Genomic DNA, 21,923 nt, shown 5'->3' on the forward strand with positions numbered 1-21,923 from the left:
ATTACATATTGAAAAGTTTTTCACGCTTCCACTGAGTCGGCGTAAATGTCTTAATAGTTAACGCGTGTAGCTCGCCATTGGCAATATTATCTGCTAACGGTCCATATATTGCTTGTTGTTGTTTTACTCGGCTCATGCCATCAAAACATTCACCCACAGCAACAACTTTGAAGTGACTACCATCAGATGTAGCATGAACTTCTGTCAGTTCTAATGCTTCGGATAGAATTTGCTCAATAACTTTGCAATCCATGAATTTATACCTTTATTGCGATGTTAATCTAACAAAATTAACATCGTGAATGGTGAACTAAATGCCGATCAAATTAACGAGAATTATCAGCAAAAAAAGTGTGTAAATCGTATAGCTCAATCATTTTTTGCAATTGAGCCGCAGGATGCTGCAATATACGCGAAATAGTCCCTGAAGACATATCTTGCTCTGACATTACTAATCCTTTTAGTGCAAGCAGCATAGCAACGCCTGCGCTATCGACATAAGTCAAAGCGGACAAGTCTACCACTTGGGTAGATGCAGTAAACAGTTGATGTCGATTCGGCCACAAAAGTATGACCTCATCTTGCGTTAAACGCCCTTGTACTAAGCAAGTATTACCTTGCTGATCAAACTGAATCACGCCGCTTTATCCTCTTTATCAAGTTTGCGATCAATTTTTTGCTTTGTTTTATCATTCAACATAGTAATGACCGATTCAATGCCTTGCTGGCGAATTAAATTTGATATTTCAGATTGTTTTGATGCAAGTAAGCTGACGCCTTCTGCGACTAAGTCAAATGCTTTCCATGAGTTATCTTTTAAACGACGCGCTTTGAATTGAATTTTAATCGGCGGACGACCTTGCTCAATAATTTGCACGCTCACATCAACCATTTTCTCTTTACTAAAATCTGACGGCGGTTCAAATGCGACCGTTTGATCGGTATAAGCCGTTAACGCTTGTGCATAAGTGCCAATTAAATAACCTTTAAACGCTTCAACAAACCGTGTTCTTTGATCATCACTGGTTTCACGTAAATATTGGCCCATCACTTTATAGGCGGCATATTTATAATCGACATAAGGCATAAGTTCATCAGCTACAATCACTTTTAAATGGCTTAAGTCTTGATCAATTATCGCTTTATCTCTTTTAAAGCGATCAAAGGTCTGGTTTGAAACTTGTTCAATTAACTTATATGGATCTTGAGTATTTATTTCTGCCGCCCAGGCTTGAAGACTGGTCAACAATATAACAGCGCTAACGATACGCACTAAAAATGCTTGCATAAAACCGCTCCTATTTATCTTTTGACGACATGCTATATAACAATTGACCAATAAGGTCTTCTAAAATCAACGCGCCGCGGGTGTCATCGACTTTATCACCATCACCAAGCATGTCGATATCATCATCCATAAAACCTGGGGTTAAGCCAATAAACTGCTCACCTAACAAGCCTGATGTTAAAATGGATAGGCTACTGGTTTCAGGGAAATGGTCATAACGCTTATCCATTATTAAGGTCACGATAGGCACCAGTTTGCGATCATCTAAGGTGATATCGGCCACTCGGCCAACAACGACACCACCGACTTTTACTGGCGCACGAACTTTTAATCCGCCAATATTATTAAACTCAGCAATGAGGGAATAATTATTATTTTGAGTATCGACTTTGACATTGGCTACATTAAAAACCAATACGCAAAATGCTAACACTCCTGACAATAAAAATAGACCAACAAGTAACTCAATCTTCCGTGTCAACATACGCTTAAACCACTTAAATAGTTAATAAATTAATCTTAATTTCCGAACATTAATGCTGTTAGCAAAAAGTCCAAAGCTAAAACAGCTAAACTGGCCTGCACTACCGTAGAGGTTGTCGCACGACTAATGCCCTCTGGATTAGGCTTCACTTCATAACCTCGATATAATGCAATCCATGTCACCACAATACCAAACACTGTACTTTTAATAAGGCAGTTAACAATATCCTGTCGCCACTCAACTGAAGCCTGTAATATCGACCAAAAAGCACCGGTATCAATGCCTTTCCATTCAACACCAACTAAATGCCCACCAAAAATACCGACTAAACTGAACATCATAGCTAACAGTGGCATACTGATCACGCCGGCCCAAAATCGTGGTGCTATAATTTGTCTTAACGGATCGATGGCCATCATTTCTAAACTTGATAATTGCTCAGTCGATTTCATCAAGCCAATTTCAGCAGTAAGCGCAGACCCTGCTCGCCCGGCAAATAACAGTGCGGTAACAACAGGCCCAAGTTCACGCAGTAAGCTTAACGCTACCATAGGGCCTAAGCTGTCTTCGGTACCAAAACCGACTAAAATATTATAAGCTTGGAGCGCTAATACCATGCCAATAAACAAGCCTGATACAATAATAATAATCATTGACCGCACACCCAATACGTAGATTTGTTTAATCAGTAAGGGTAGGCCTTTTTTAGGGTTGGGGACATGGACTATGGCGCGCCATAACATGACGCCAGCCTTACCATAGCCAACAACTAACCCAATGGCATAACGACCAATTGCAGCAATCAAATTAATCGGATTCACTCAACAACTCCTGTTGATAATCAACCGCTGGATAATGAAACGGTACCGGGCCATCTGGCGCACCATCAATAAACTGTATCAGCTGCGGGTTATCTGATTTTCTCAATTGCTCAGGCGTGCCCTCTGCAATCACTTTTTTATCAGCTATCACGTAAACATAATCGGCAATGCCTAAGACTTCTTTGACATCGTGGGACACAACAACTGAGGTTAGCTTTAATGAATCTGATAACTCTCGAATTAACTTAACTAACATGCCCATTGAAATAGGATCTTGCCCCGCAAAAGGCTCATCATACAGCACCATTTCAGGCTCTAAAGCAATAGCTCTGGCGAGCGCTGCACGACGCTGCATTCCGCCCGACAACTCACTAGGCATCATATAAGCTGCACCACGCAGTCCGACGGCTTGTAATTTCATTAACACAATCGAACGAATAATCGTTTCTGGTAACCCAGAATGCTCTCGTAAAGCAAAAGCCACGTTATCAAACACATTCATGTCAGTAAACAAAGCACCACTTTGGAATAACATGCTCATACGTTTGCGCACTTGATATAGCTCAGTACGAGATAATTGATGCATATTGAGGCCATCAAATAATACTTCACCTGAATCGGGCGTTAACTGAGCACCAATTAATTTAAGTAAGGTAGTTTTACCAATACCACTAGGCCCCATAATAGCGGTGACTTTCCCTTTGGGGATCGTTAAAGAAATATCATCATAAATGACTTTCTCACCTCGACTAAAGCCAAGATGTTTAATTTCTACAAGCGGATTTTGCAACACGGTTGATGTCTCGGACATAATATTTGAAGAGATAGCTGCCATCCTGGAGCGTAAATGAAGGTTAAATTTTACGTGAATGTTGTTCACCTAACAACCTCATCACGATAAAAATACTCTAACCTTAAATGAAATTAATCTTAAACAAAGATTAATCGACTGATTGATTGGCTTATTTATACTTATTGCAGCTTTCAATTTGGGTCATTTACAGGGAAAATGCTCATGTTCAAATAAATTAAAGGGATGACATGTTAGTTAATATTTTGATGCTTTGCGTTGGATTAGCAGTACTGGTAATAAGTGCTGATAAATTTGTGTATGGCGCGTCTGCATTTGCCCGTAATCTTGGCTTACCTCCCATGTTAATCGGGCTTACCATTGTGGCTATGGGTAGTTCTGCACCAGAAATGTTTGTTGCTGCAACGGCATCTCTGGAGGGTATGAACGATACCGCTATAGGTAATGTGCTTGGCTCAAATGTAGCTAACATTACTCTCATATTAGGGATTACAGCCTTACTTGGGGCAATAAGCGTTAGCTCTAAAACCTTAAAACGTGAAATTCCATTGATGCTTGCCGCAACCGTGTTAGCGGGATATTTAATTCATGATGGTATGCTCACCCGGGTTGAAGGAATGATCTTGATAGCTGCCTTTTTGCTTGTTATGGGCGGATTTATTTATCAAGCTTTAAGCAATAAAGAAGCTGACGCCCTTGATGAAGAACTCGACAACGAGATCCCTAAAGATGTCCCTACATTTCATGCTATCATGTGGATTATCATCGGCATTGTTTTTTTACCGTTATCAGCGGGTTGGATGGTAGATGGTGCTGTAGGTATTGCAAAAATTTACGGCTTGTCTGATTTAGTCATTGGACTGACCATCATTGCTGTTGGCACTAGCTTGCCAGAATTGGCGGCATGTATCGCTGGAGTGTTAAAAAAGGAACACGATTTAGCCATTGGTAATATCGTAGGCTCCAACTTATTTAATATTCTTGCGGTTTTAGCTATTCCAGCGCTAATCTCACCAGGTGAGGTTGATGCGACAGCAGTAAACAGAGATTTTTACATGGTACTGGGCACCAGTGCCGCATTAGCAGTATTAGTGCTATCCAGCGGTGCAAAGCGACAGCTTACGCCTTGGCATGGCGTTTTATTACTATTAACCTTTGTTGCGTACCAGTACGTTATATTCAACGCTTCTTGATGGAGCACAAAGGACTTTACCAAGAGAGACACATATGGCAAACCAAACTCAATTTCGTCAATGGGGCCGTAAAGTCATTGATATTGAAAAAGCGGCACTTGAGCATCTCTACCAATTTGTAGATTCAGATGCCTTCGGGCAGGCATGTGAATTAATTATGCAATGCAAAGGTAAAGTCATCGTAATGGGCATGGGGAAATCTGGCCACATAGGTAATAAGATTTCAGCCACATTTGCCAGCACAGGCACACCTGCATTTTTTGTTCACCCAGGAGAGGCCAGCCATGGCGACCTTGGCGCATTAGCTAAAAACGACATTATTTTAGCCATTTCGAACTCAGGTGAATCAAGTGAAATTTTAACATTAATGCCTGTTATTCAACGTATGGGCGTTCCTGTGATTGCAGTTACCGGTAAACCAGACTCTAATATGGCGAAGCTGGCAAAAGTACACTTATGTATTGAAGTGCCAGAAGAAGCTTGCCCACTAGGACTAGCCCCGACATCAAGCACAACAGCAACATTGGTAATGGGTGATGCATTAGCCGTAGCCCTATTACAAGCAAAAGGGTTTACCCGTGATGATTTTGCCCTATCACATCCAGGTGGCTCTTTAGGACGTAAATTATTACTTAAGGTCAATGATGTGATGCACCAAGGCAAAGATCTCCCCTTGGTAAAGCAAGATATCTGCATCACGGAAGCCCTATATGAAATATCAAATAAAGGCTTAGGCATGACAGCGGTTGTTGATGATAATAATGTCTTAGTTGGTATTTTTACTGATGGTGACTTACGACGTGTCATCGATGCAGAAGTGAATCTTCGCACCACACCTATTTCACAGGTTATGACTAAAAACTGCGTCACCAGCCCAGCCAACATCTTGGCCGCTCAAGCGTTACAAATAATGGATGAGAAAAGCATCAATGGTTTAATTGTGGTCAATGACGCACATCAACCTATTGGCGCGTTGAATATGCTCGATATGGTCAAAGCAGGAGTAATTTAAACATGACAATAAATACGCAAACTCACCAAGGTTTTTATGGCCCTATTAGTGATGATATTTGGCTGCGCGCTCAAAAAATTAAACTGCTTATTTGCGACGTTGACGGTGTTTTTTCTGACGGCCGTATTTACCTTAATAATAGCGGTGAAGAGTCAAAAGCTTTCCATACTCGAGACGGATATGGCGTTCGGTCAATATTAACCAGTGGCATTAATGTTGCGGTTATTACCGGACGAAAATCTAAAATTGTCGAAAATCGCATGACGGCTTTAGGTATCAAAGATATTTATCAAGGTATAGATGATAAATTTACTCCCTACGAGGAATTAATCAGAAAATATAACGTCACTGCTGAACAGGTAGCTTATATTGGCGATGACATGGTAGATTTACCTGTTATGAAAGTAGTAGGACTTGCTGTTAGCGTTGCCGATGGACATCCTTACGTGAAACAACATTGCCATATGATAACTACCATTAAAGGTGGCAATGGTGCTTTGAGAGAACTCACTGATTTGTTACTACTAAGCCAAAATAAATTTGAAAGTGCACATGGTATGAGCATATGAATCGAACCACATTGGCTATTTGTGCATTTTTTGGCTTAGCCTTGGTATTGTATTGGCAAGTACAAGTCAAACGTAATCAAATGGCGTTAATCAAAGATCCTAGAATTGAGCGACCTGATTTTGTGGCCGACAATCTTCGCACGACAGAATTTAATAAGTTGGGGTTTGTTGACAGCAAAGTCAGTGCCGAGCATATGGAACATTTTACCCGCTCAAATACCACTTTATTTACAGAGCCTGTATTACTTATTTACCCTGAAAATGGTAAAGCGCAGTGGCAAATAACAGCTAAAAATGCGACCTTAGATCAACATTCAAATGAAGTCAGTTTACATAACGATGTAGTTATCGATGCTATTGATATTAAAGAGCCATTACAATCACTTGAGACTCAGCAAGTCACCTTTAATTTAAACACTATGATAGGCCGTTCTGAAGAGTCAGTTACCATTAAAGGTAATGGTTTTATTATTCAAGGCTTAGGGCTATTTGCCGATCTCAATGCAGAACAAATTACCTTACTCAGTCAGGTAGAAGGGACATATGAACCACATTAATTTTTTAACAACATTGCTCGGTAAAAGCAGTGTTATTTGCACTTTAGCTATTAGTATATTAGCAGGCAACGCCGTAGCCAAAGAAGGCGATTTGAAGCAAGAGCTTAAAATTGCTGCTGTAAGTCAACGAGCTGATGTTAAAAATAATCAAATTATTTTTAACGGACCAGTAAAGATTACCCAAGGCTCGATCAATATCGAAGCCGATGAACTGCGGGCATTTTCAGCTGAAAACGGCCAGACTAAAACGCTCATTGCGACCGGTAACCCTGCTACGTTTTCACAAGAACTTGATGATGGTCGCATAGGTACAGCCAGTGCCAATGAAATTCGTTATGACTTAGCAACAACTGGACTGTTATTAACCGGTAACGCTAAGCTAGATCAAGCTGGCAGTAAAGTGACAGGTAATGTGATCCGTTACAATATTAATGCTCAGGAACTTATCGCTGAAAGTACCGGTAAAGGTGAAGATCGTGTTATTACCATTATTCAACCGGAAAACTTCCAAAATGATAATTCACCAGTACAAAAATTACCTGAAATTCCGTTAAAAAAGCAAGGTAACCAATGACCCAAATTACCTTAACAGCTGAGAATTTAGCTAAAAGCTATAAAAGTCGTCAAGTGGTTAAAAGTGTCAGTCTAACTGTAAAAACAGGCCAGATTGTCGGACTACTTGGTCCCAATGGCGCAGGTAAGACGACCACGTTTTATATGGTTGTTGGCTTAGTCAAAAGTGATCATGGCCGCATTTTAATTGATGACGATGACTTAACTGCTGACCCAATGCATTTACGTGCGCGAAAAGGTATTGGCTATTTACCGCAAGAAGCCAGTATTTTTAGAAAGCTCAGTGTGCACGATAATATTATGGCCGTGTTGCAAACCCGAAAATCGATGACTTCGGATGAGCGAATTCAGGAACTTGAACATCTTTTAGAAGAATTCCATATTACCCATATTCGCGATAGCCTAGGCATGTCACTATCTGGAGGCGAAAGACGACGGGTAGAAATTGCACGCGCTTTAGCAGCCAATCCTAAATTTATATTGTTAGATGAGCCCTTTGCGGGTGTTGACCCTATTTCAGTGATTGATATTAAGAAAATCATTCTTCAACTCAAACACCGTGGCCTAGGCGTATTAATTACTGATCATAACGTCCGTGAAACACTTGATGTGTGTGAGCGGGCATATATCGTTAGTCAGGGAAATTTGATTGCCGAAGGCACTCCAACTGAAGTACTCAACAATCAGCAAGTTCGAGCAGTATACTTAGGCGAACAATTCAAGCTATAGTTAATCTAAATAGGATCTGAAGCACTTGCTTGGCATAGTGTTTCTGGCAACTAAGCTAATAGATCGTTTGTAGGTAAAGTAAAACCATTTGTTAAAAAATTGCGACTATCACTCACTTTAATCAGTGTAGAAAGCCGAATTCTTCTAGGGATCAGCAGTAATGAAAGCTTCACTCCAACTTAAAATGGGTCAGCACCTCACTATGACCCCACAGCTGCAACAAGCTATACGTTTGCTGCAGTTATCATCTTTGGAGTTACAGCAAGAAATTCAACAAGTATTAGATTCCAATCCTTTGCTTGAAATGGAAGATGAATTTTCAGCACTTAGCAACAAAAATGACAACTCAAAAGACCTATCAGAAACTGACTTCAATGAAATCAGTGCACCTGTAGTCGAAAAAGACACTTCAAATGTCGACACCGCAGAGTCAATGACTAAAGAGCAAATGTCTGAAGACTTGCCAATGGATACTACCTGGGATGAAGTGTACAGCGCCTCACCAATGGCAAGTCCTGGTTCGGGTTCAGGCAGCATGCCAAATGATGACATGCCCTTCCAAGGTGAAACATCCGAAGGATTATACGAGCATTTAGAATGGCAAAAAAATCTAACCCCTTTTTCTGAAACAGACCTAGCTATTGCCACAGCCATTATTGATGCCATTGATGACACAGGTTATCTCACCCAAAGTACTGAAGATATTTTAGAAGCTATGGGCGATGATTCTGTCGAATTAGACGAAGTAGAAGCGGTACTAAAACGCATACAACATTTCGATCCTCTCGGGGTTGCTTCGCGTAGTTTAAGTGAATGCTTGTTGATTCAACTTGTTCAGTTTGCACCAGATACGCCACATATTGATAATGCCAGAATATTAATCAAAGATTATTTAGATTTGATAGCAGGACGTGATTTTCGCACCTTAATGCGTAAAACTAAGCTAAAAGAAGATGAGCTGCGCGAAGCCATTGAATTAATTCAATCTTTAAATCCACGTCCTGGCACGATGATCACCCCACCGGATGATGAATATGTTATCCCAGACGTGTCAGTGACGAAAAAGAATGGCCGTTGGGTAGTTGAATTGAACCCTGATAACATGCCTAAAATAGGGATTAATCAACAATATGCCGCCATGGCAAAAAGTAGTAAGAGTTCAACAGATACTCAATTTATTCGAGGTCACTTACAAGAAGCCAAATGGTTTATAAAAAGCTTAGAAAGCCGTAGCGACACCCTGCTTAAAGTATCCAATTGTATTGTGCAATTTCAGCAAGGTTTTTTTGAGTATGGTGCAGAAGCAATGAAGCCTATGGTGTTGAATGACATAGCTGAAGCTGTCGAAATGCATGAATCTACTATTTCGCGTGTCACCACGCAAAAGTATATGCATACACCGCGCGGACTATTCGAACTTAAGTATTTTTTCTCTAGCCATGTAAGTACTGATGATGGCGGAGAGTGTTCATCTACAGCAATTAGAGCCTTTATTAAAAAGCTGGTGGCAGCTGAAAACCAGAGAAAGCCATTAAGCGACAGTAAAATGGCAGACCTTCTGGCAGAACAAGGGATCAATGTTGCACGTCGCACCATCGCGAAATACCGCGAAGCGATGATGATCCCTCCCTCAAACCAACGTAAGAGTTTATAATCTACCTAGGCAATTGGAGGAAAAATATGCAAATCACCTTGACGGGTCATCATATTGAAATTACTGAATCACTAAGAGAATATGTCACAAGTAAGTTTACAAAACTTGAACGACATTTCGATCAGATCAATAATGTCCACGTAGTATTAAATGTCGAAAAGCAACAACAGATAGCTGAAGCAAAAGTCAGCTTAAATGGAGCTGAAGTATTTGCGACATCTGAACATGCCGACATGTATCACGCTATAGACGCCCTGATTGATAAACTCGATCGTCAGGTCATTAAACACAAAGAGAAATTAACTAAGCATTAATGATGGAACTTAGTACCATCCTGCAGCCGGAATGCACCTCCTGTGCCACACCGGGCAGTAAGAAAAAGGTACTGGAGCTTATCAGCGATTTAGCTGCAGCCCAGTACCCATCCCTATCTTCACAAGAGATTTTTGAAAGCCTAGTGGCTAGAGAAAAAATGGGTAGCACAGGAATAGGCTCTGGCATTGCAATCCCGCATGGTCGTTTAACGTCCATCGTTCGCCCTATCGCGGTTTTTATAAAGTGCGAAGAAGCGATTTCATTTGATGCTATCGACAAACAACCAGTGGATCTCTTATTTGCATTACTGGTGCCAGCAGACCAGTGCCAGCAACATCTCAGTACCCTATCCTCAATGGCTGAAAAGTTATCGGATAAACAGATTCTTAAGCAGTTACGAAAAGCAAGTAACTCAACTGAACTCTATCAGGTTATCACAGCATGAAATTAGTCATTGTATCCGGTCGTTCGGGCTCAGGTAAATCTGTCGCACTTAGGGTACTAGAAGACCTGGGTTACTATTGCGTTGATAACTTACCACTGCCCTTAATTGGACGACTATTAGAGCAGCTTAGAAACACCAATGAACTGGTGGCCATAAGTGTTGATGTTAGAAATATAGAAGAGCAAGGTAAAGTATTACAGCAGCAGCTTGCGTGGTTATCTAAGGATACTGAAGTCATAAGCTTTTTTTTACAGGCAAGTGATGAAGCCCTACTAAAACGTTACAGTGAAACCCGCAGACTACATCCATTATCGAAAAAGAATATGTCCCTACAGGATGCGATTCAATTTGAAGGTAAGCTACTGGCGCCTATTTCTGAATACGTAGACCATTTTATCGACACATCTAAGTTAAATATTTATCAACTTAGTGATCAAGTACGTGAAATTTTAATGGGCAGTGTTGATAAAGAGTTAGTGATCAATTTTGAGTCATTTGGTTTTAAATATGGTATGCCCGCCGAAGCCGATTTTATGTTTGATGTACGCTTTTTACCTAACCCACATTGGGAAATAGAATTACGTCCCTTTACTGGATTAGATGAACCCGTGCAGGAATTTCTTGGCCAGCAACCGCTGGTAAATAAATTCATTTGGCAAATAGAAAACCTATTTGAAACATGGATGCCCCACTTAGAGCGCAATAACCGCAGCTACCTAACCATAGCTATTGGTTGTACTGGTGGCCAGCATCGTTCAGTTTATATCGCCGACCAGCTTGCTAAACGTTTTTCAAGTGGTAAAAAACATGTTGTTCAAGCAAGGCACCGAGAGCTTATAAACAAGCATAAATAATCGCTATTCAGTTACTTGTCGGAACTTAACTAAATGAGTCTTTTACAGCGCCAAGTCATCATATCAAACAAGCTTGGTTTACACGCACGAGCTGCTACCAAACTGGCTATTCTTGCTAATGAATTTAATGCCAATGTTACCCTGATCCAGGGTGAAAAAAAGGCCAGCGCGGCCAGTGTATTGGGCTTATTAATGCTTGAAAGTGGCTTAGGTAAAACCATAGATATCATAGCAGAAGGGCCAGATGCACAATCCGCTCTTGATGCTATCTGTAATTTAATTAATGACAAGTTCGAAGAAGGTTGTTGATCCTAATCATTTCTCCATCGGTTAAATCTAGTTTTTAATCGTATACCCACCTTTGCTTTAAAATGGCTAAACGTGTTGAATCTAACTTATTGAATGTATCCCTTAACCAGATTTAAGTTGAGGTTAAATTAATGCAATTAGGAAAATTTAAATTTCTCCCCCGAATTAGTGCAATTGCACCACTATATTGCATCTCCTACGACCACCACAGAAACCATAAAACTCTAACAAATTGAAAATAAATAAAAATTTAATAAAAAAATAGTTGGCACGTTCTTTTCATATAGTAACCAGTACCTACAAAGTGGTACTAGATTTAAAGCTAGCAAAACTTATTGGAGAGAACACTATGCGAAATACACAGTTAACCTTAAATACGATTAATACTGTTTTTGGACATACTCTTAAATTGGCTAGCCCAATTTTTACAAAAATTCAGCAACACTACACATTTTTTGCCAATGTTGGTTTTAGTCAATGGGAAGTTGAAAAACGATAAATATCTGCATTCAAAAAAGTGGACTTTGATTATGAAAAAATACCTAAGCAATCGTTATCCAGACACACTAATCAATCAAGTGGTTAATCAAGTCACTGACCATAACCGCTTGTTATCAGAAGTAGCCAAGGAATATGGCGTTTCATCTAGAGTGGTATACCAATGGGTAAAATCAACGACTGAACCAGTTGAGGTTAAAAAAGATCTAATCACAGAACAAATAGCCTCTTTACAAAGGCAAATCCAAAGCTTAAATAAACAATTGCAAATGATTGCTTAAACCAGTTTCGGCAAGGGTGTTTGGATATATTCAATTATTCCCCAGTAATGGGATATATCAATGCAAACAACAACCACACATAATAATATGGCGCTAGTAGCCTAATAGTGACGCACTAACACCCTTGCCACTTTATCCGCACGACAATCCAAAGACAATCCACACGACAATAATTAGGCTAAGCCTCATTTAGCCCCTTAATAGTGAGTAATATTTTTACCGTTAACGCCAGCATTAAGATAATAAGGATTAGTCAAATTCAGATTATAACTACAACTTTTTACTTACTTCTATAATAATTAACAGTTTTTTACTCAACAATTTAGCGAACATGTCTTTTAGCCACTACACTTACCATTATTAACTAAAATCAATTATGTATGAAATTTCAACTCCCTGTATGTATGTTGCTTGTTGTACTATTATCCGCATGTCAGCCTGATTCAACGGTTAACCCACAAAACAGTACGGCTAATGTCATCAAAATTGCAGTTTCTAATACCCCACTATCGACGCCTTTATTTGTTGCGCATGAAAAGGGTTTTTTTAAGCAACACGGATTAAATGTTGAATTAATAGGACACGAGGGTGGTGTAAAATGTTTTGAAGCTCTTATCACTGAACAAGTGGACTTTGCCACCGCATCAGAAACTGTAGCCATGTTTAATAGCTTCTATCGTAGCGATTTTTCTATTTTAACCAGTTTTGTTGAGTCTGATAATGATATTAAATTAATCAGCTTATCCGCGGAAAAATATCAAAATCTAGCGAGTATTAAAAATGCAAGAATAGGTATCATCAAAAGCAGTGCCAGTGAATTCTTTTTTGATAGCCTACTGATACTTCATCATCAGCAAGACTTGCCTTTAGAAAGAGTCTACCTGAAACCTAATGAGCTGTTAGCTGCGCTAGAAAACGGTGAGGTAGATGCTATTTCAGCCTGGGAGCCATTAGGTTATCAAATATTACAAAGGAGTAAAAACGCTAACCAGGTTATGAGTACCAAAGGGCTTTATAACCTGTCATTTAACCTGCTCGGGTTAAAACAAAATCAAGTTAGTCTGAAAGATCGTCAAAGTTTACTTAAAGCGCTCAGTGATGCAATTGACTTTATTAGCGAGAACCCTACTGAATCGCAACTCATTGTCAGTCAAACGTTAGACATGGATTTACAACAACTGCGTTATTTATGGAAGGATTACTCTTTTCGAGTATCATTAAGTAATGCTTTAGTTTCAAACATTCAGTCACAAGCCCAATGGGCAATTGACAATAGATTAGTCCTTAAAGATAATCGAATCGATGTCAGAATGATTATTGATAAACAGCTATTTGAATCCGCTATCAGTCAGCATCAGGACGAGCATTAATGACACTTGCGACACGACTAAAATTAACCGCGATTTTGTGTGCATTATTAACGCTTGCCGTCGGCGAAGCTTTATTTCGAGCACACGACTACCAGCAGAAAATCTATCAACAACTTAACCACTCAATGCAAATTCAACTCAGCATTGACAGCCTTCGAAGCCAATTATGGCTTTATGAAGAATACGCTGACAAACTCAGTTTAACTGAGTTAAATGCCAGACAGGCTAGCTTAGCATTTGAGCTATCAAAAAAGATGCAGTGGAATACTAAGCAACAGCAAGTATTAGATAATCTAAATCGCCTTAACACCAATATTAGAGTGCTATTTAATACTCAGCAGAGCTCAAAAAATGGCGAAACACCTGTAGAAAGAACCTCCACCTCAGTGCGGTTACTTAAAGTAAAATACAGCATGAATATTGAAAGAATGACTGAGGATATGTATCGTCTGCATCAACTGACCATTTCACAAGCAAAACAAACCCAACAATCTTTACTCATATCAATTTCCCTGGTCGTATTACTACTCTCTGCCATAGCAACCCTTTGGTCATCTATCACTCTGATTAGATTTAAACGCGGCATGAAAGCGCTTAATGACGGCATGCGAAAATTAGCTGCAGGTGACTTAGAAAGCCGTATTGCCTACACAATGAAAGATGAATTTTTCGAAATGAGTGACAACTTCAACCATATGAAGTCCTCATTACAGAACATCACCGTCAAAAAAGATCAGCTCAAACGAGAGGTCGCCAGGCAAACCGCAAAGCTAACCGCACAACAAGTCAAACTCACTTATTTAGCTGAACACGATGAACTCACCTCGATTTACAACCGCAGAGCATTTATAAAGCAAATTGATATTGCCATTGCCAGAGGCACAAGAAGGGATGAAAAGGCAGCGTTGTTGTTTATTGACCTAGATAGATTCAAAATTATTAATGATACTTTAGGCCATCAAATGGGGGATGAAGTATTAATTACCATAGCTCAGCGTCTCACTTCTCACCTTCGCAGCAGCGACTTTGTGGGCAGATTGGGTGGCGATGAGTTTGTTGTATGGTTAGATTATATTGATGATGTACATGATATTATTGCCAAAGTTAATCAGATAATCATGCTGATAGAGCAGCCTATAATAGCCAATGGTGAAATACTCAGTGTGGGGGCAAGCATTGGTATAAGTCAGTTTCCATTACATGGTAAAAGTAGCGGTAGCCTAGTTACCGCCGCTGATACAGCCATGTATATGGCAAAACAAGATGTCGACAACCACTACTGCTTATTTCAAAATATCAATTAAACCCGTGAATCAGATAAAATTACCGACCTATTTTGGCCATACTTTTTTATCGTGTTGTATCCCTTTATTCTACTTTTACATAGCGCTCTGTAGACCAGTCATAGACATATCTTATCCCTTGCCACTCATATAACGTTTTCCCCTCGAGCTGAATCACTCTAGCATTTTCAGGTAAGGTTTTTATTGTGCGATCATACTGTATTGATGTGGTTGTTCTAGTTGGTTCAGTCACGAATACCGGTTCAACAATAACATCACGTCTAGGATATTCGCTGTATCGATTATAGTCATTTCGATCATAATCATAGTTTGCACGTCTGTTATTATACCAAGGGTCACGCCATCCCCAATCATTTCCCCATCGATAACCAGAACTCCAGCCAATGCCAATATTTGGCCCCCAGTGATTATTCCAACCAGTCCCCCAACGCCAAGGGGCTTGGTAGCCATATTGATTACTTTGTCGATAGTGTTGTCGATGGTTGGATTGATAATGTTGCCGATGACCCTGCTGATAACCTTGGCTAATGCTTTGTTGCTGACCAATAGATGATTCAGTATCTTGATTGAGTAGATCGAATCTTAATGGCTCTTTTGCCAGAACGAAATGGCTGCTAATAGCAACCGCAAGCAGCAGTACTTTTACAATATTGATTTTCATGATCATTTAACGTTACATCCCGGTTAATACATACATAGCTTTGTCAATGTCAAACCACTCAACATCAGTTTACACCTGAGCATATTAATTACACATAAATAACGTATCTATAGCACACCGATAGGGATCAAATGGCTTAACCTCAAATTATAAAAATGCTATAGTGCGCGCCACATCGAATTGCATATATAGGCGGTAGGTATGAGTTTCAAGGATTTACGCAGCTTCATTAATCATCTTGAAGCCAATGGTGAGCTCAAACGCATTAGTCATCCAGTTGACCCTCATCTTGAAATGACTGAAATAGCCGATAGAGTATTACGCTCCGGTGGCCCAGCCTTGTTGTTTGAAAACCCAGTTAATAATTCTATGCCTGTTTTAGTCAATTTATTTGGCACACCTAAACGTGTTGCTATGGCACTAGGTAAAGAAGATCCGCTAGCGCTGCGGGAAGTTGGTGAATTATTGGCATTTTTAAAAGAGCCTGAACCACCAACGGGTTTTAAAGACGCTATTTCAAAGATCCCAATGTTTAAACAAGCGTTAAACATGCCGCCCAAAACAGTGCGTAATCCACCTTGCCAAGAAGTCATAAAAACCGGTGACGAGGTTGATTTAACCTCGCTGCCAATTCAGCATTGCTGGCCGGGAGACGTTGCACCTCTGGTTACCTGGGGATTAACTATTACCAAAGGTCCACGTCAAAAACGCCAAAACTTAGGTATTTATCGTCAGCAGCTTTTGGGTAAAAACAAACTCATTATGCGCTGGCTAGATCATCGCGGTGGTGCATTAGATTTTAAAGATTTTAAACAAAAACACCCGGGAGAAAACTATCCAGTGGTCGTTGCACTGGGAAGCGATCCAGTCACTATTTTAGGTGCGGTAACACCAGTACCAGATTCTATGAGCGAATATGCCTTTGCGGGGCTTTTACGTGGCGAACGTACTGAAATATGTAAAGCAATCAGTTGTGATTTAGAAGTGCCCGCTACCAGCGAAATCATCCTAGAAGGCTATATAGCCCCCGATGAAGTTGCCGAAGAGGGTCCTTATGGCGACCATACCGGTTACTACAATGAAACCGATGCCTTTCCAGTCTTTACGGTAACGCATATTACTCACCGTAAAGATGCTATTTATCACAGCACCTATACTGGCCGCCCACCTGATGAGCCTGCCATGTTAGGCGTAGCACTCAATGAAGTCTTTGTGCCCATATTACGCAAACAATACCCAGAAATTATCGACTTCTATTTGCCGCCAGAAGGCTGCTCATATCGCATGGCGATTATCTCTATCCGTAAGCAATACCCAGGTCACGCTAAGCGGGTCATGATGGGTGCTTGGTCATTCCTACGCCAGTTCATGTACACCAAGTTTATTGTGGTAGTCGATGACGATGTAAACTGTCGCGACTGGCAAGATGTCATCTGGGCAATCACAACCCGTATGGACCCTACACGTGATACCGTACTGATAGACAATACCCCAATTGATTATCTAGACTTTGCCTCGCCAATCGCTGGTTTAGGCTCAAAAATGGGCTTAGATGCTACCAATAAATGGCCTGGTGAAACCAATCGCGAATGGGGTACGCCGATAGTAATGGATAAGGCTGTTAAAGAGAAAGTTGATCAAATGTGGGAACAACTGGGTATTGATGGTCAAGCTACACTATAGAGTATGTTAATCTGTCGAAATACACTTTGATGATGAAAAAGTAACATCTCAGTAAGACGTGAGTTAAGAGTAACTAAACGCTATAATTTAGCAAATGATAAACCACCTTCAAAAGAAAGGGCCTAAAGGACGTTAGATGAAAACCATTCGTTGTCAGATTAAAAAAATCACCCCGTTTAATGACGCTGTATTCCAGGTCGTTCTTAAACCTGACACTGCTTTTGATTTTAAAGCGGGTCAGTATCTAAGTATTGTTATGGGTGAAAAAGACAAACGTCCTTTTTCTATTGCATCAGCACCCAATGCCGATGAAATTGAATTACATATCGGTGCTGCGGTAAGTGAAAGCTATCCAATGCAGGTGGTAGAGCGCTTAAAAAACGCTACTCACATTGATATCGAAGCCCCCGCTGGTGATGCCTATTTTCGCGAAGACAGTATCCGTCCGCGTATTTTGATTGCAGGCGGCACAGGTTTTTCATATATCAAAAGTATCATTGAGCACCAAATTGCTATCGGCGAAAAAGTACATACCCATTTTTATTGGGGATGTCGCACCGAAGATGCTATGTATTATCAAGCTATCGCACGTCAATGGCACCAAGCCCATGAGTGGCTAGAGTTTATACCTGTTATTGAACAGGCCGATGCAAATTGGACAGGCAAACAAGCCAATTTACTGGAACAAATTAAGCAGGATTTTATCAGCCTTAATGGATATGACGTCTATATTGCTGGACGATTCGATATGGTAGGCGCAGCGCGTGAAGTATTTAGAGCCCAAGGTATCGAAGAAGCCCATCTTTATGGTGATGCTTTTGCATTCATAAAGTAGTTATTGATATATTTAAAGCTTCTTTAAAACCGATTCACTGAGTCGGTTTTTTTATTGATAATACTAACTTAATACCTCTTTAGTAAGATCTAACGTGAAAGTTATCCCTTCATCATCTAATATTGGTAATAACAAACAATTAAAGCCTACGCCGTGCGTACGTTAAAAATTATGGAAGTATCTGATGCGAAACAAGCCCATTATTAATAAGGAAGTTGAACTAAAAGCGGGCGACGAGTTGGTTTCAATAACCGATACTCGCGGTATTATTACCTATGCAAACCCCATTTTCATTCGAATATCGGGTTACAGTGAGCATGAGCTTGTTAGCCATAACCATAACCTAGTACGTCACCCCGACATGCCAGCAGAAGCATTTAAAGAGCTTTGGGATAAATTAAAAGCGGGTGAATCTTGGCGTGGTATCGTTAAAAATCGTTGTAAGGATGGCAGTTATTATTGGGTTGATGCTTTTATATCCCCTCTATTTGAAAATGGTAAAGTAATCGGTTATCAATCTGTTCGGATAAAAGCAAAGCCTGAATATATTGCTAGGGCCACTAGCTTATACGCCAAAATCAAACAGGGCAAAAAGCTTTCTTCACCCATGAGTTTCAGCCATAAAAAAACGGTCGCTGCTATAATAATCATGGCAGCTGTTATCGCTATGGCAGTAATGTTCAATACTGGCACCGCACTCTTCACCCTGGCGTTATCCATTTTAATGGCCGTTATTTTCAAGGAAGAGCTGTTCACTATTCCCGCTAAAATACAGCAATTACAGCAAAAATATGACTCAGTAAGTCGTTTGGTATTTTGTGGTAACGGCAACAGCACTGTATTAGATTTTCAGCTGATCCTTAATCAGGCAAAAATGCAGGGAGTGCTTGGGCGTGCGCAGGATCAAGGTAATAACCTTGATCAAATAGCCAATGAACTTGTTGCCTCATCTAAGCAAGCTAATCGCAGTATTGAGCAACAACAGAATCAGATTAATCATATCGCTACCGCGATAGAAACAATGAACAACACGGTGTCAGATATGGCACAACACGCCTTATCGACATCACACCATGCAGAAGAAGCCCAACTGGTCTGTGTTGAAAATCGTCAAACCATGCAAAACAATAAGAAACAAATTGAACTGCTAAGTCATTCAGTGACCACAGCGGCTGAAAATTCGCATTTATTAACCAAAGAAGCGGAAAATGTGTCTAATGCGATGCTTGAAATTAATGGTATTGCTGAGCAAACAAATTTACTGGCGCTAAATGCCGCCATTGAAGCAGCCAGAGCTGGTGAACAAGGCCGAGGTTTTGCCGTCGTTGCTGATGAGGTTCGCGCCTTATCCAGCCGAACGCAGCTCTCCACCGATACTATTTCTAAAAGTATTCAGTCAATGCACACCATGCTTCATGACTGGTCTGTTCAAATGCAAAACAGTAAGCAACAAGCCGAAGTTTGTGCAAATGAAATGGGTCAAGTGACTGAAAAATTTGATCAAGTGTATCAACGCATGAGTGAAATAAATCAGTTTACCCAGCAAAGTGCGGTGGCAACAGAGCAACAAAAAAATGTAACCGTTGAAATGACCCATAATATTCATCAAATAAGTCAGCTTAGCCAAAGTAATGTTGATAATTTAAATGTGATAGGATCGGCGGCAATAAACATTCAGCATCATGCTGAAAAGGCCAAAGGCTTACGTAATACATTTGGGTAACGTTATTAAACCTAACATAGTTACCTTATCACCCAATACATGAACGACTCATTACCCATTTATAAGGTTCCACATGCAATTAAGTCAGTTAACTCAGCCTATTTTTGATCACCTTTACCATGATATTTTTGAATTTCGCAGCACATTTGACCTTCCAGTTGCCGACGAATCAAGTTTAGACAGTAAAGCAGATACCCTTCACACCTCGCTTATTATTGAAGAGTTAACTGAGCTAGCTGAGGCAGATTGTAAAGTTGAACAGGCTGATGCCATTGTTGACTCTGTATATGTGTTAATGGGGCGTTTAGTCCACTTAGGTGCGTCTCAGGTAAGTGATCGTTTAGAAATTAGTTATCTGATTGATCTGTTATTAAATGTGGCTAAAAACCGTGAAATAGATTTTATTCAATGCTGGGATGAAGTGCACTCAAGTAACATGAGTAAAGTGTGTCGCAATCAACAAGAGTTAGATGAAACGATTGCCCATTATGCAAAACAAGGCGTAGAAATTGTTGGCAGTCAAAAAGGTGATTTTTTAATCGCAAAATGTGCTAAAGATGTAGAAATGGCCGGTAAAACCGTTCGTCAAGGCAAGGTATTAAAGTCAGTTTATTATCGCCCAGCAGATTTAACGTCGCTAGTTAAGGGTTAAGGCATAAAGCTTAAAGCGGTTGTCTGCTAAAACACTCGCCATGAGAATAGCAAAATAGCCAAATAAAATGCGCTTATCGTATTAACGGTAAGCGCATTTTTTGTGTTTAATTTACAAAGATAATCGCGATGATCCTGAGCATACTAAATGCCTGCCGCACTCAGTGTCTCAACGGCAATCACTCTGGTTAGTGTAATGAGTCCAATACTTCATGGGTACTTATTGCCTGCCGCAGGGATGTTCAGGATTGTAGTGGTCAATAAAAACTGGACGCTACATTAGGGCCTACCAAGCTTGTTTTTGGACAGAAATGAATTAGTAACAAGCACTGTAAAAGGCGGAAAATAGTTGGCCAAAACTTGCAAGAACAAGCACAAGTTAACGACTTTTCTGGATAGCCTTTATTAAGTTTTTTGGATCGTTTGTACCCAGACAAACCGTTGTGCCATCTTTAAGTTTTAATTCAACAGCAGTGAGACCAGAAACATTATATAACCATCCAGTTGAGATCAAACGAATTCCAAGCCCATAGTACCATTTTGTTCTTATCTCTTGTGCCGACTCAATTTCAGATATCTTTATTGATTTATTCCAAAATTTTGGACCAAAAAACCATCTTATCTCTCCATCTTCAACTTTGATTGTTAATGCTGAAAAAAGAATTGAAACCAAACCTACAATTAAATAAGCAAATCCAATCGGTTCGGTAGGTTGAGTTACGGAAGCAAAGATAAGCACTAATGTTACAACTCCCATAACTGAAAGCATCGCGATTCCAAGCTGAGTGTTTTTATACTGCATAACAAACTCCTTTTACAAGATTAGTTGGATCAGGGTAAACATTTTAGGGGGAGTTAATAGACGCATGTTATTGAATGGCTTTTCTTCCCTAAATGGCGTACTCGATGATTGTGTTCGAGATAACCCAACTCTGTCCTTAAGTTTTCATACTTTAATCTACTTTATAACTTTAATTCAATGTTTTAATACAAGTTATATTGGGTAGGTTAAGTCAGTCCGTGACTTCAATCTAATCCATTGCCTGCCGCAGGCCTATGTGCAGATGATCCAGCGAGACGCCGCAAGCACCTCCATGTGAGCTTAACCAAAACATCCATGTTTTGGATACTCGCAGGCTCATCTACACCCGAATTTTTCACATCTTCGATTTAACTTCATTTGTAACAATTCCATAAAAAAGCTGAGATGTAAGGTTTGAATTGAGGCCATCGAGACTCTTTATCCCGAGAACCCGTGAGCTTGGCATGGATGCCACGCTAGCTTTCGTTGGGCCAGGGATGG

27 protein-coding genes are annotated in these 21,923 nt (G+C 40.1%); 19 read left to right on the forward strand and 8 right to left on the reverse strand.

Annotation, left to right across the window (positions count from 1 at the left end; genetic code table 11):
• Nucleotide 1 precedes the first annotated feature (1 nt).
• The 6 genes from FJ709_RS17080 to mlaF all read right to left on the reverse strand — a co-directional run bounded on the left by FJ709_RS17080 (nucleotide 2) and on the right by mlaF (nucleotide 3,404).
• The gene (locus FJ709_RS17080) at nucleotides 2-253 is read right to left on the reverse strand and encodes a BolA family protein (RefSeq protein WP_226411394.1); all 252 of its coding nucleotides are present in this window, start codon (nucleotides 251-253) and stop codon (nucleotides 2-4) included.
• Nucleotides 254-326: 73 nt separating this feature from the next.
• Nucleotides 327-638, reverse strand: a complete 312-nt coding sequence (locus FJ709_RS17085; RefSeq protein WP_226411396.1) for an STAS domain-containing protein — start codon at nucleotides 636-638, stop codon at nucleotides 327-329.
• Nucleotides 635-1,288 carry an MlaC/ttg2D family ABC transporter substrate-binding protein gene (locus FJ709_RS17090; protein ID WP_226411398.1) on the reverse strand — a complete coding sequence of 218 codons (654 nt, stop codon included), beginning with the start codon at nucleotides 1,286-1,288 and terminating at the stop codon, nucleotides 635-637. Before FJ709_RS17090 ends, FJ709_RS17085 begins: the two co-directional genes overlap by 4 nt.
• A gap of 10 nt (nucleotides 1,289-1,298) precedes the next feature.
• A complete protein-coding gene (mlaD, locus tag FJ709_RS17095; protein ID WP_226411400.1) occupies nucleotides 1,299-1,772 on the reverse strand; it encodes an outer membrane lipid asymmetry maintenance protein MlaD in 474 nt (157 codons plus the stop codon).
• A 35-nt stretch (nucleotides 1,773-1,807) separates the two neighbouring features.
• A complete protein-coding gene (gene mlaE / locus FJ709_RS17100) occupies nucleotides 1,808-2,593 on the reverse strand; it encodes a lipid asymmetry maintenance ABC transporter permease subunit MlaE (RefSeq protein WP_226411402.1) in 786 nt (261 codons plus the stop codon).
• Nucleotides 2,580-3,404, reverse strand: coding sequence for a phospholipid ABC transporter ATP-binding protein MlaF (mlaF, locus tag FJ709_RS17105; RefSeq protein WP_226416042.1), 825 nt, complete (start codon nucleotides 3,402-3,404; stop codon nucleotides 2,580-2,582). Before mlaF ends, mlaE begins: the two co-directional genes overlap by 14 nt.
• A gap of 230 nt (nucleotides 3,405-3,634) precedes the next feature.
• Here mlaF and FJ709_RS17110 point away from each other — a divergent pair, with 230 nt between their 5' ends.
• The 15 genes from FJ709_RS17110 to FJ709_RS17180 all read left to right on the forward strand — a co-directional run bounded on the left by FJ709_RS17110 (nucleotide 3,635) and on the right by FJ709_RS17180 (nucleotide 15,067).
• Nucleotides 3,635-4,597: a calcium/sodium antiporter gene (locus FJ709_RS17110; RefSeq protein WP_226411404.1), complete on the forward strand. Its 963-nt coding sequence runs from the start codon at nucleotides 3,635-3,637 to the stop codon at nucleotides 4,595-4,597.
• A gap of 34 nt (nucleotides 4,598-4,631) precedes the next feature.
• Entirely contained in the window at nucleotides 4,632-5,609 is a 978-nt protein-coding gene (locus FJ709_RS17115) for a KpsF/GutQ family sugar-phosphate isomerase (protein WP_226411406.1), read from the forward strand.
• A 2-nt stretch (nucleotides 5,610-5,611) separates the two neighbouring features.
• Nucleotides 5,612-6,178, forward strand: a complete 567-nt coding sequence (gene kdsC, locus FJ709_RS17120) for a 3-deoxy-manno-octulosonate-8-phosphatase KdsC (protein ID WP_226411408.1) — start codon at nucleotides 5,612-5,614, stop codon at nucleotides 6,176-6,178.
• Complete coding sequence (gene lptC, locus FJ709_RS17125; RefSeq protein WP_226411410.1) at nucleotides 6,175-6,735, forward strand: LPS export ABC transporter periplasmic protein LptC; 561 nt, start codon at nucleotides 6,175-6,177, stop codon at nucleotides 6,733-6,735. The genes kdsC and lptC overlap by 4 nt, the downstream gene beginning before the upstream one ends.
• Nucleotides 6,722-7,309, forward strand: coding sequence for a lipopolysaccharide transport periplasmic protein LptA (gene lptA / locus FJ709_RS17130; protein WP_226411412.1), 588 nt, complete (start codon nucleotides 6,722-6,724; stop codon nucleotides 7,307-7,309). The genes lptC and lptA overlap by 14 nt, the downstream gene beginning before the upstream one ends.
• Complete coding sequence (lptB, locus tag FJ709_RS17135) at nucleotides 7,306-8,037, forward strand: LPS export ABC transporter ATP-binding protein (protein WP_226411414.1); 732 nt, start codon at nucleotides 7,306-7,308, stop codon at nucleotides 8,035-8,037. The genes lptA and lptB overlap by 4 nt, the downstream gene beginning before the upstream one ends.
• 160 nt (nucleotides 8,038-8,197) lie before the next feature.
• Entirely contained in the window at nucleotides 8,198-9,691 is a 1,494-nt protein-coding gene (locus tag FJ709_RS17140; RefSeq protein WP_226411416.1) for an RNA polymerase factor sigma-54, read from the forward strand.
• Between the two features lie 26 nt (nucleotides 9,692-9,717).
• Nucleotides 9,718-10,005: a ribosome hibernation promoting factor gene (gene hpf, locus FJ709_RS17145; RefSeq protein ID WP_226411418.1), complete on the forward strand. Its 288-nt coding sequence runs from the start codon at nucleotides 9,718-9,720 to the stop codon at nucleotides 10,003-10,005.
• Nucleotides 10,006-10,007: 2 nt separating this feature from the next.
• Entirely contained in the window at nucleotides 10,008-10,451 is a 444-nt protein-coding gene (ptsN, locus tag FJ709_RS17150) for a PTS IIA-like nitrogen regulatory protein PtsN (protein WP_226411420.1), read from the forward strand.
• Nucleotides 10,448-11,305 carry an RNase adapter RapZ gene (rapZ, locus tag FJ709_RS17155; protein ID WP_226411422.1) on the forward strand — a complete coding sequence of 286 codons (858 nt, stop codon included), beginning with the start codon at nucleotides 10,448-10,450 and terminating at the stop codon, nucleotides 11,303-11,305. The genes ptsN and rapZ overlap by 4 nt, the downstream gene beginning before the upstream one ends.
• 33 nt (nucleotides 11,306-11,338) lie before the next feature.
• Entirely contained in the window at nucleotides 11,339-11,614 is a 276-nt protein-coding gene (locus tag FJ709_RS17160) for an HPr family phosphocarrier protein (protein WP_226411424.1), read from the forward strand.
• 349 nt (nucleotides 11,615-11,963) lie between these two features.
• Entirely contained in the window at nucleotides 11,964-12,113 is a 150-nt protein-coding gene (locus FJ709_RS17165) for a hypothetical protein (protein ID WP_226411426.1), read from the forward strand.
• A gap of 31 nt (nucleotides 12,114-12,144) precedes the next feature.
• Complete coding sequence (locus FJ709_RS17170) at nucleotides 12,145-12,393, forward strand: transposase (protein WP_226411428.1); 249 nt, start codon at nucleotides 12,145-12,147, stop codon at nucleotides 12,391-12,393.
• Between the two features lie 380 nt (nucleotides 12,394-12,773).
• Nucleotides 12,774-13,763 carry an ABC transporter substrate-binding protein gene (locus FJ709_RS17175; RefSeq protein ID WP_226411430.1) on the forward strand — a complete coding sequence of 330 codons (990 nt, stop codon included), beginning with the start codon at nucleotides 12,774-12,776 and terminating at the stop codon, nucleotides 13,761-13,763.
• A complete protein-coding gene (locus FJ709_RS17180) occupies nucleotides 13,763-15,067 on the forward strand; it encodes a GGDEF domain-containing protein (RefSeq protein WP_226411432.1) in 1,305 nt (434 codons plus the stop codon). Before FJ709_RS17175 ends, FJ709_RS17180 begins: the two co-directional genes overlap by 1 nt.
• A gap of 64 nt (nucleotides 15,068-15,131) precedes the next feature.
• On the opposite strand, the gene FJ709_RS17185 is transcribed toward FJ709_RS17180, so the two are convergent.
• Nucleotides 15,132-15,734, reverse strand: coding sequence for a hypothetical protein (locus tag FJ709_RS17185; RefSeq protein WP_226411434.1), 603 nt, complete (start codon nucleotides 15,732-15,734; stop codon nucleotides 15,132-15,134).
• A gap of 195 nt (nucleotides 15,735-15,929) precedes the next feature.
• Here FJ709_RS17185 and ubiD point away from each other — a divergent pair, with 195 nt between their 5' ends.
• The 4 genes from ubiD to FJ709_RS17205 all read left to right on the forward strand — a co-directional run bounded on the left by ubiD (nucleotide 15,930) and on the right by FJ709_RS17205 (nucleotide 20,621).
• Entirely contained in the window at nucleotides 15,930-17,411 is a 1,482-nt protein-coding gene (gene ubiD, locus FJ709_RS17190; protein WP_226411436.1) for a 4-hydroxy-3-polyprenylbenzoate decarboxylase, read from the forward strand.
• Between the two features lie 136 nt (nucleotides 17,412-17,547).
• Nucleotides 17,548-18,246 (forward strand): NAD(P)H-flavin reductase, encoded by a 699-nt coding sequence (gene fre / locus FJ709_RS17195; protein ID WP_226411438.1) that lies wholly within the window; start codon nucleotides 17,548-17,550, stop codon nucleotides 18,244-18,246.
• Nucleotides 18,247-18,430: 184 nt separating this feature from the next.
• A complete protein-coding gene (locus FJ709_RS17200) occupies nucleotides 18,431-19,969 on the forward strand; it encodes a methyl-accepting chemotaxis protein (protein WP_226411440.1) in 1,539 nt (512 codons plus the stop codon).
• 73 nt (nucleotides 19,970-20,042) lie between these two features.
• The gene (locus tag FJ709_RS17205; RefSeq protein ID WP_226411442.1) at nucleotides 20,043-20,621 is read left to right on the forward strand and encodes a nucleoside triphosphate pyrophosphohydrolase family protein; all 579 of its coding nucleotides are present in this window, start codon (nucleotides 20,043-20,045) and stop codon (nucleotides 20,619-20,621) included.
• Between the two features lie 378 nt (nucleotides 20,622-20,999).
• Here the strand turns inward: FJ709_RS17205 and FJ709_RS17210 are convergent, their stop codons facing one another.
• On the reverse strand, nucleotides 21,000-21,422 hold the full coding sequence (locus tag FJ709_RS17210) for a hypothetical protein (RefSeq protein WP_226411444.1): 423 nt from the start codon (nucleotides 21,420-21,422) through the stop codon (nucleotides 21,000-21,002).
• Between the last annotated feature and the right edge of the window lie 501 nt (nucleotides 21,423-21,923).

The sequence above is a fragment of the Shewanella glacialimarina genome (genome assembly GCF_020511155.1).
In the GTDB taxonomy this organism is placed as follows: domain Bacteria; phylum Pseudomonadota; class Gammaproteobacteria; order Enterobacterales; family Shewanellaceae; genus Shewanella; species Shewanella glacialimarina.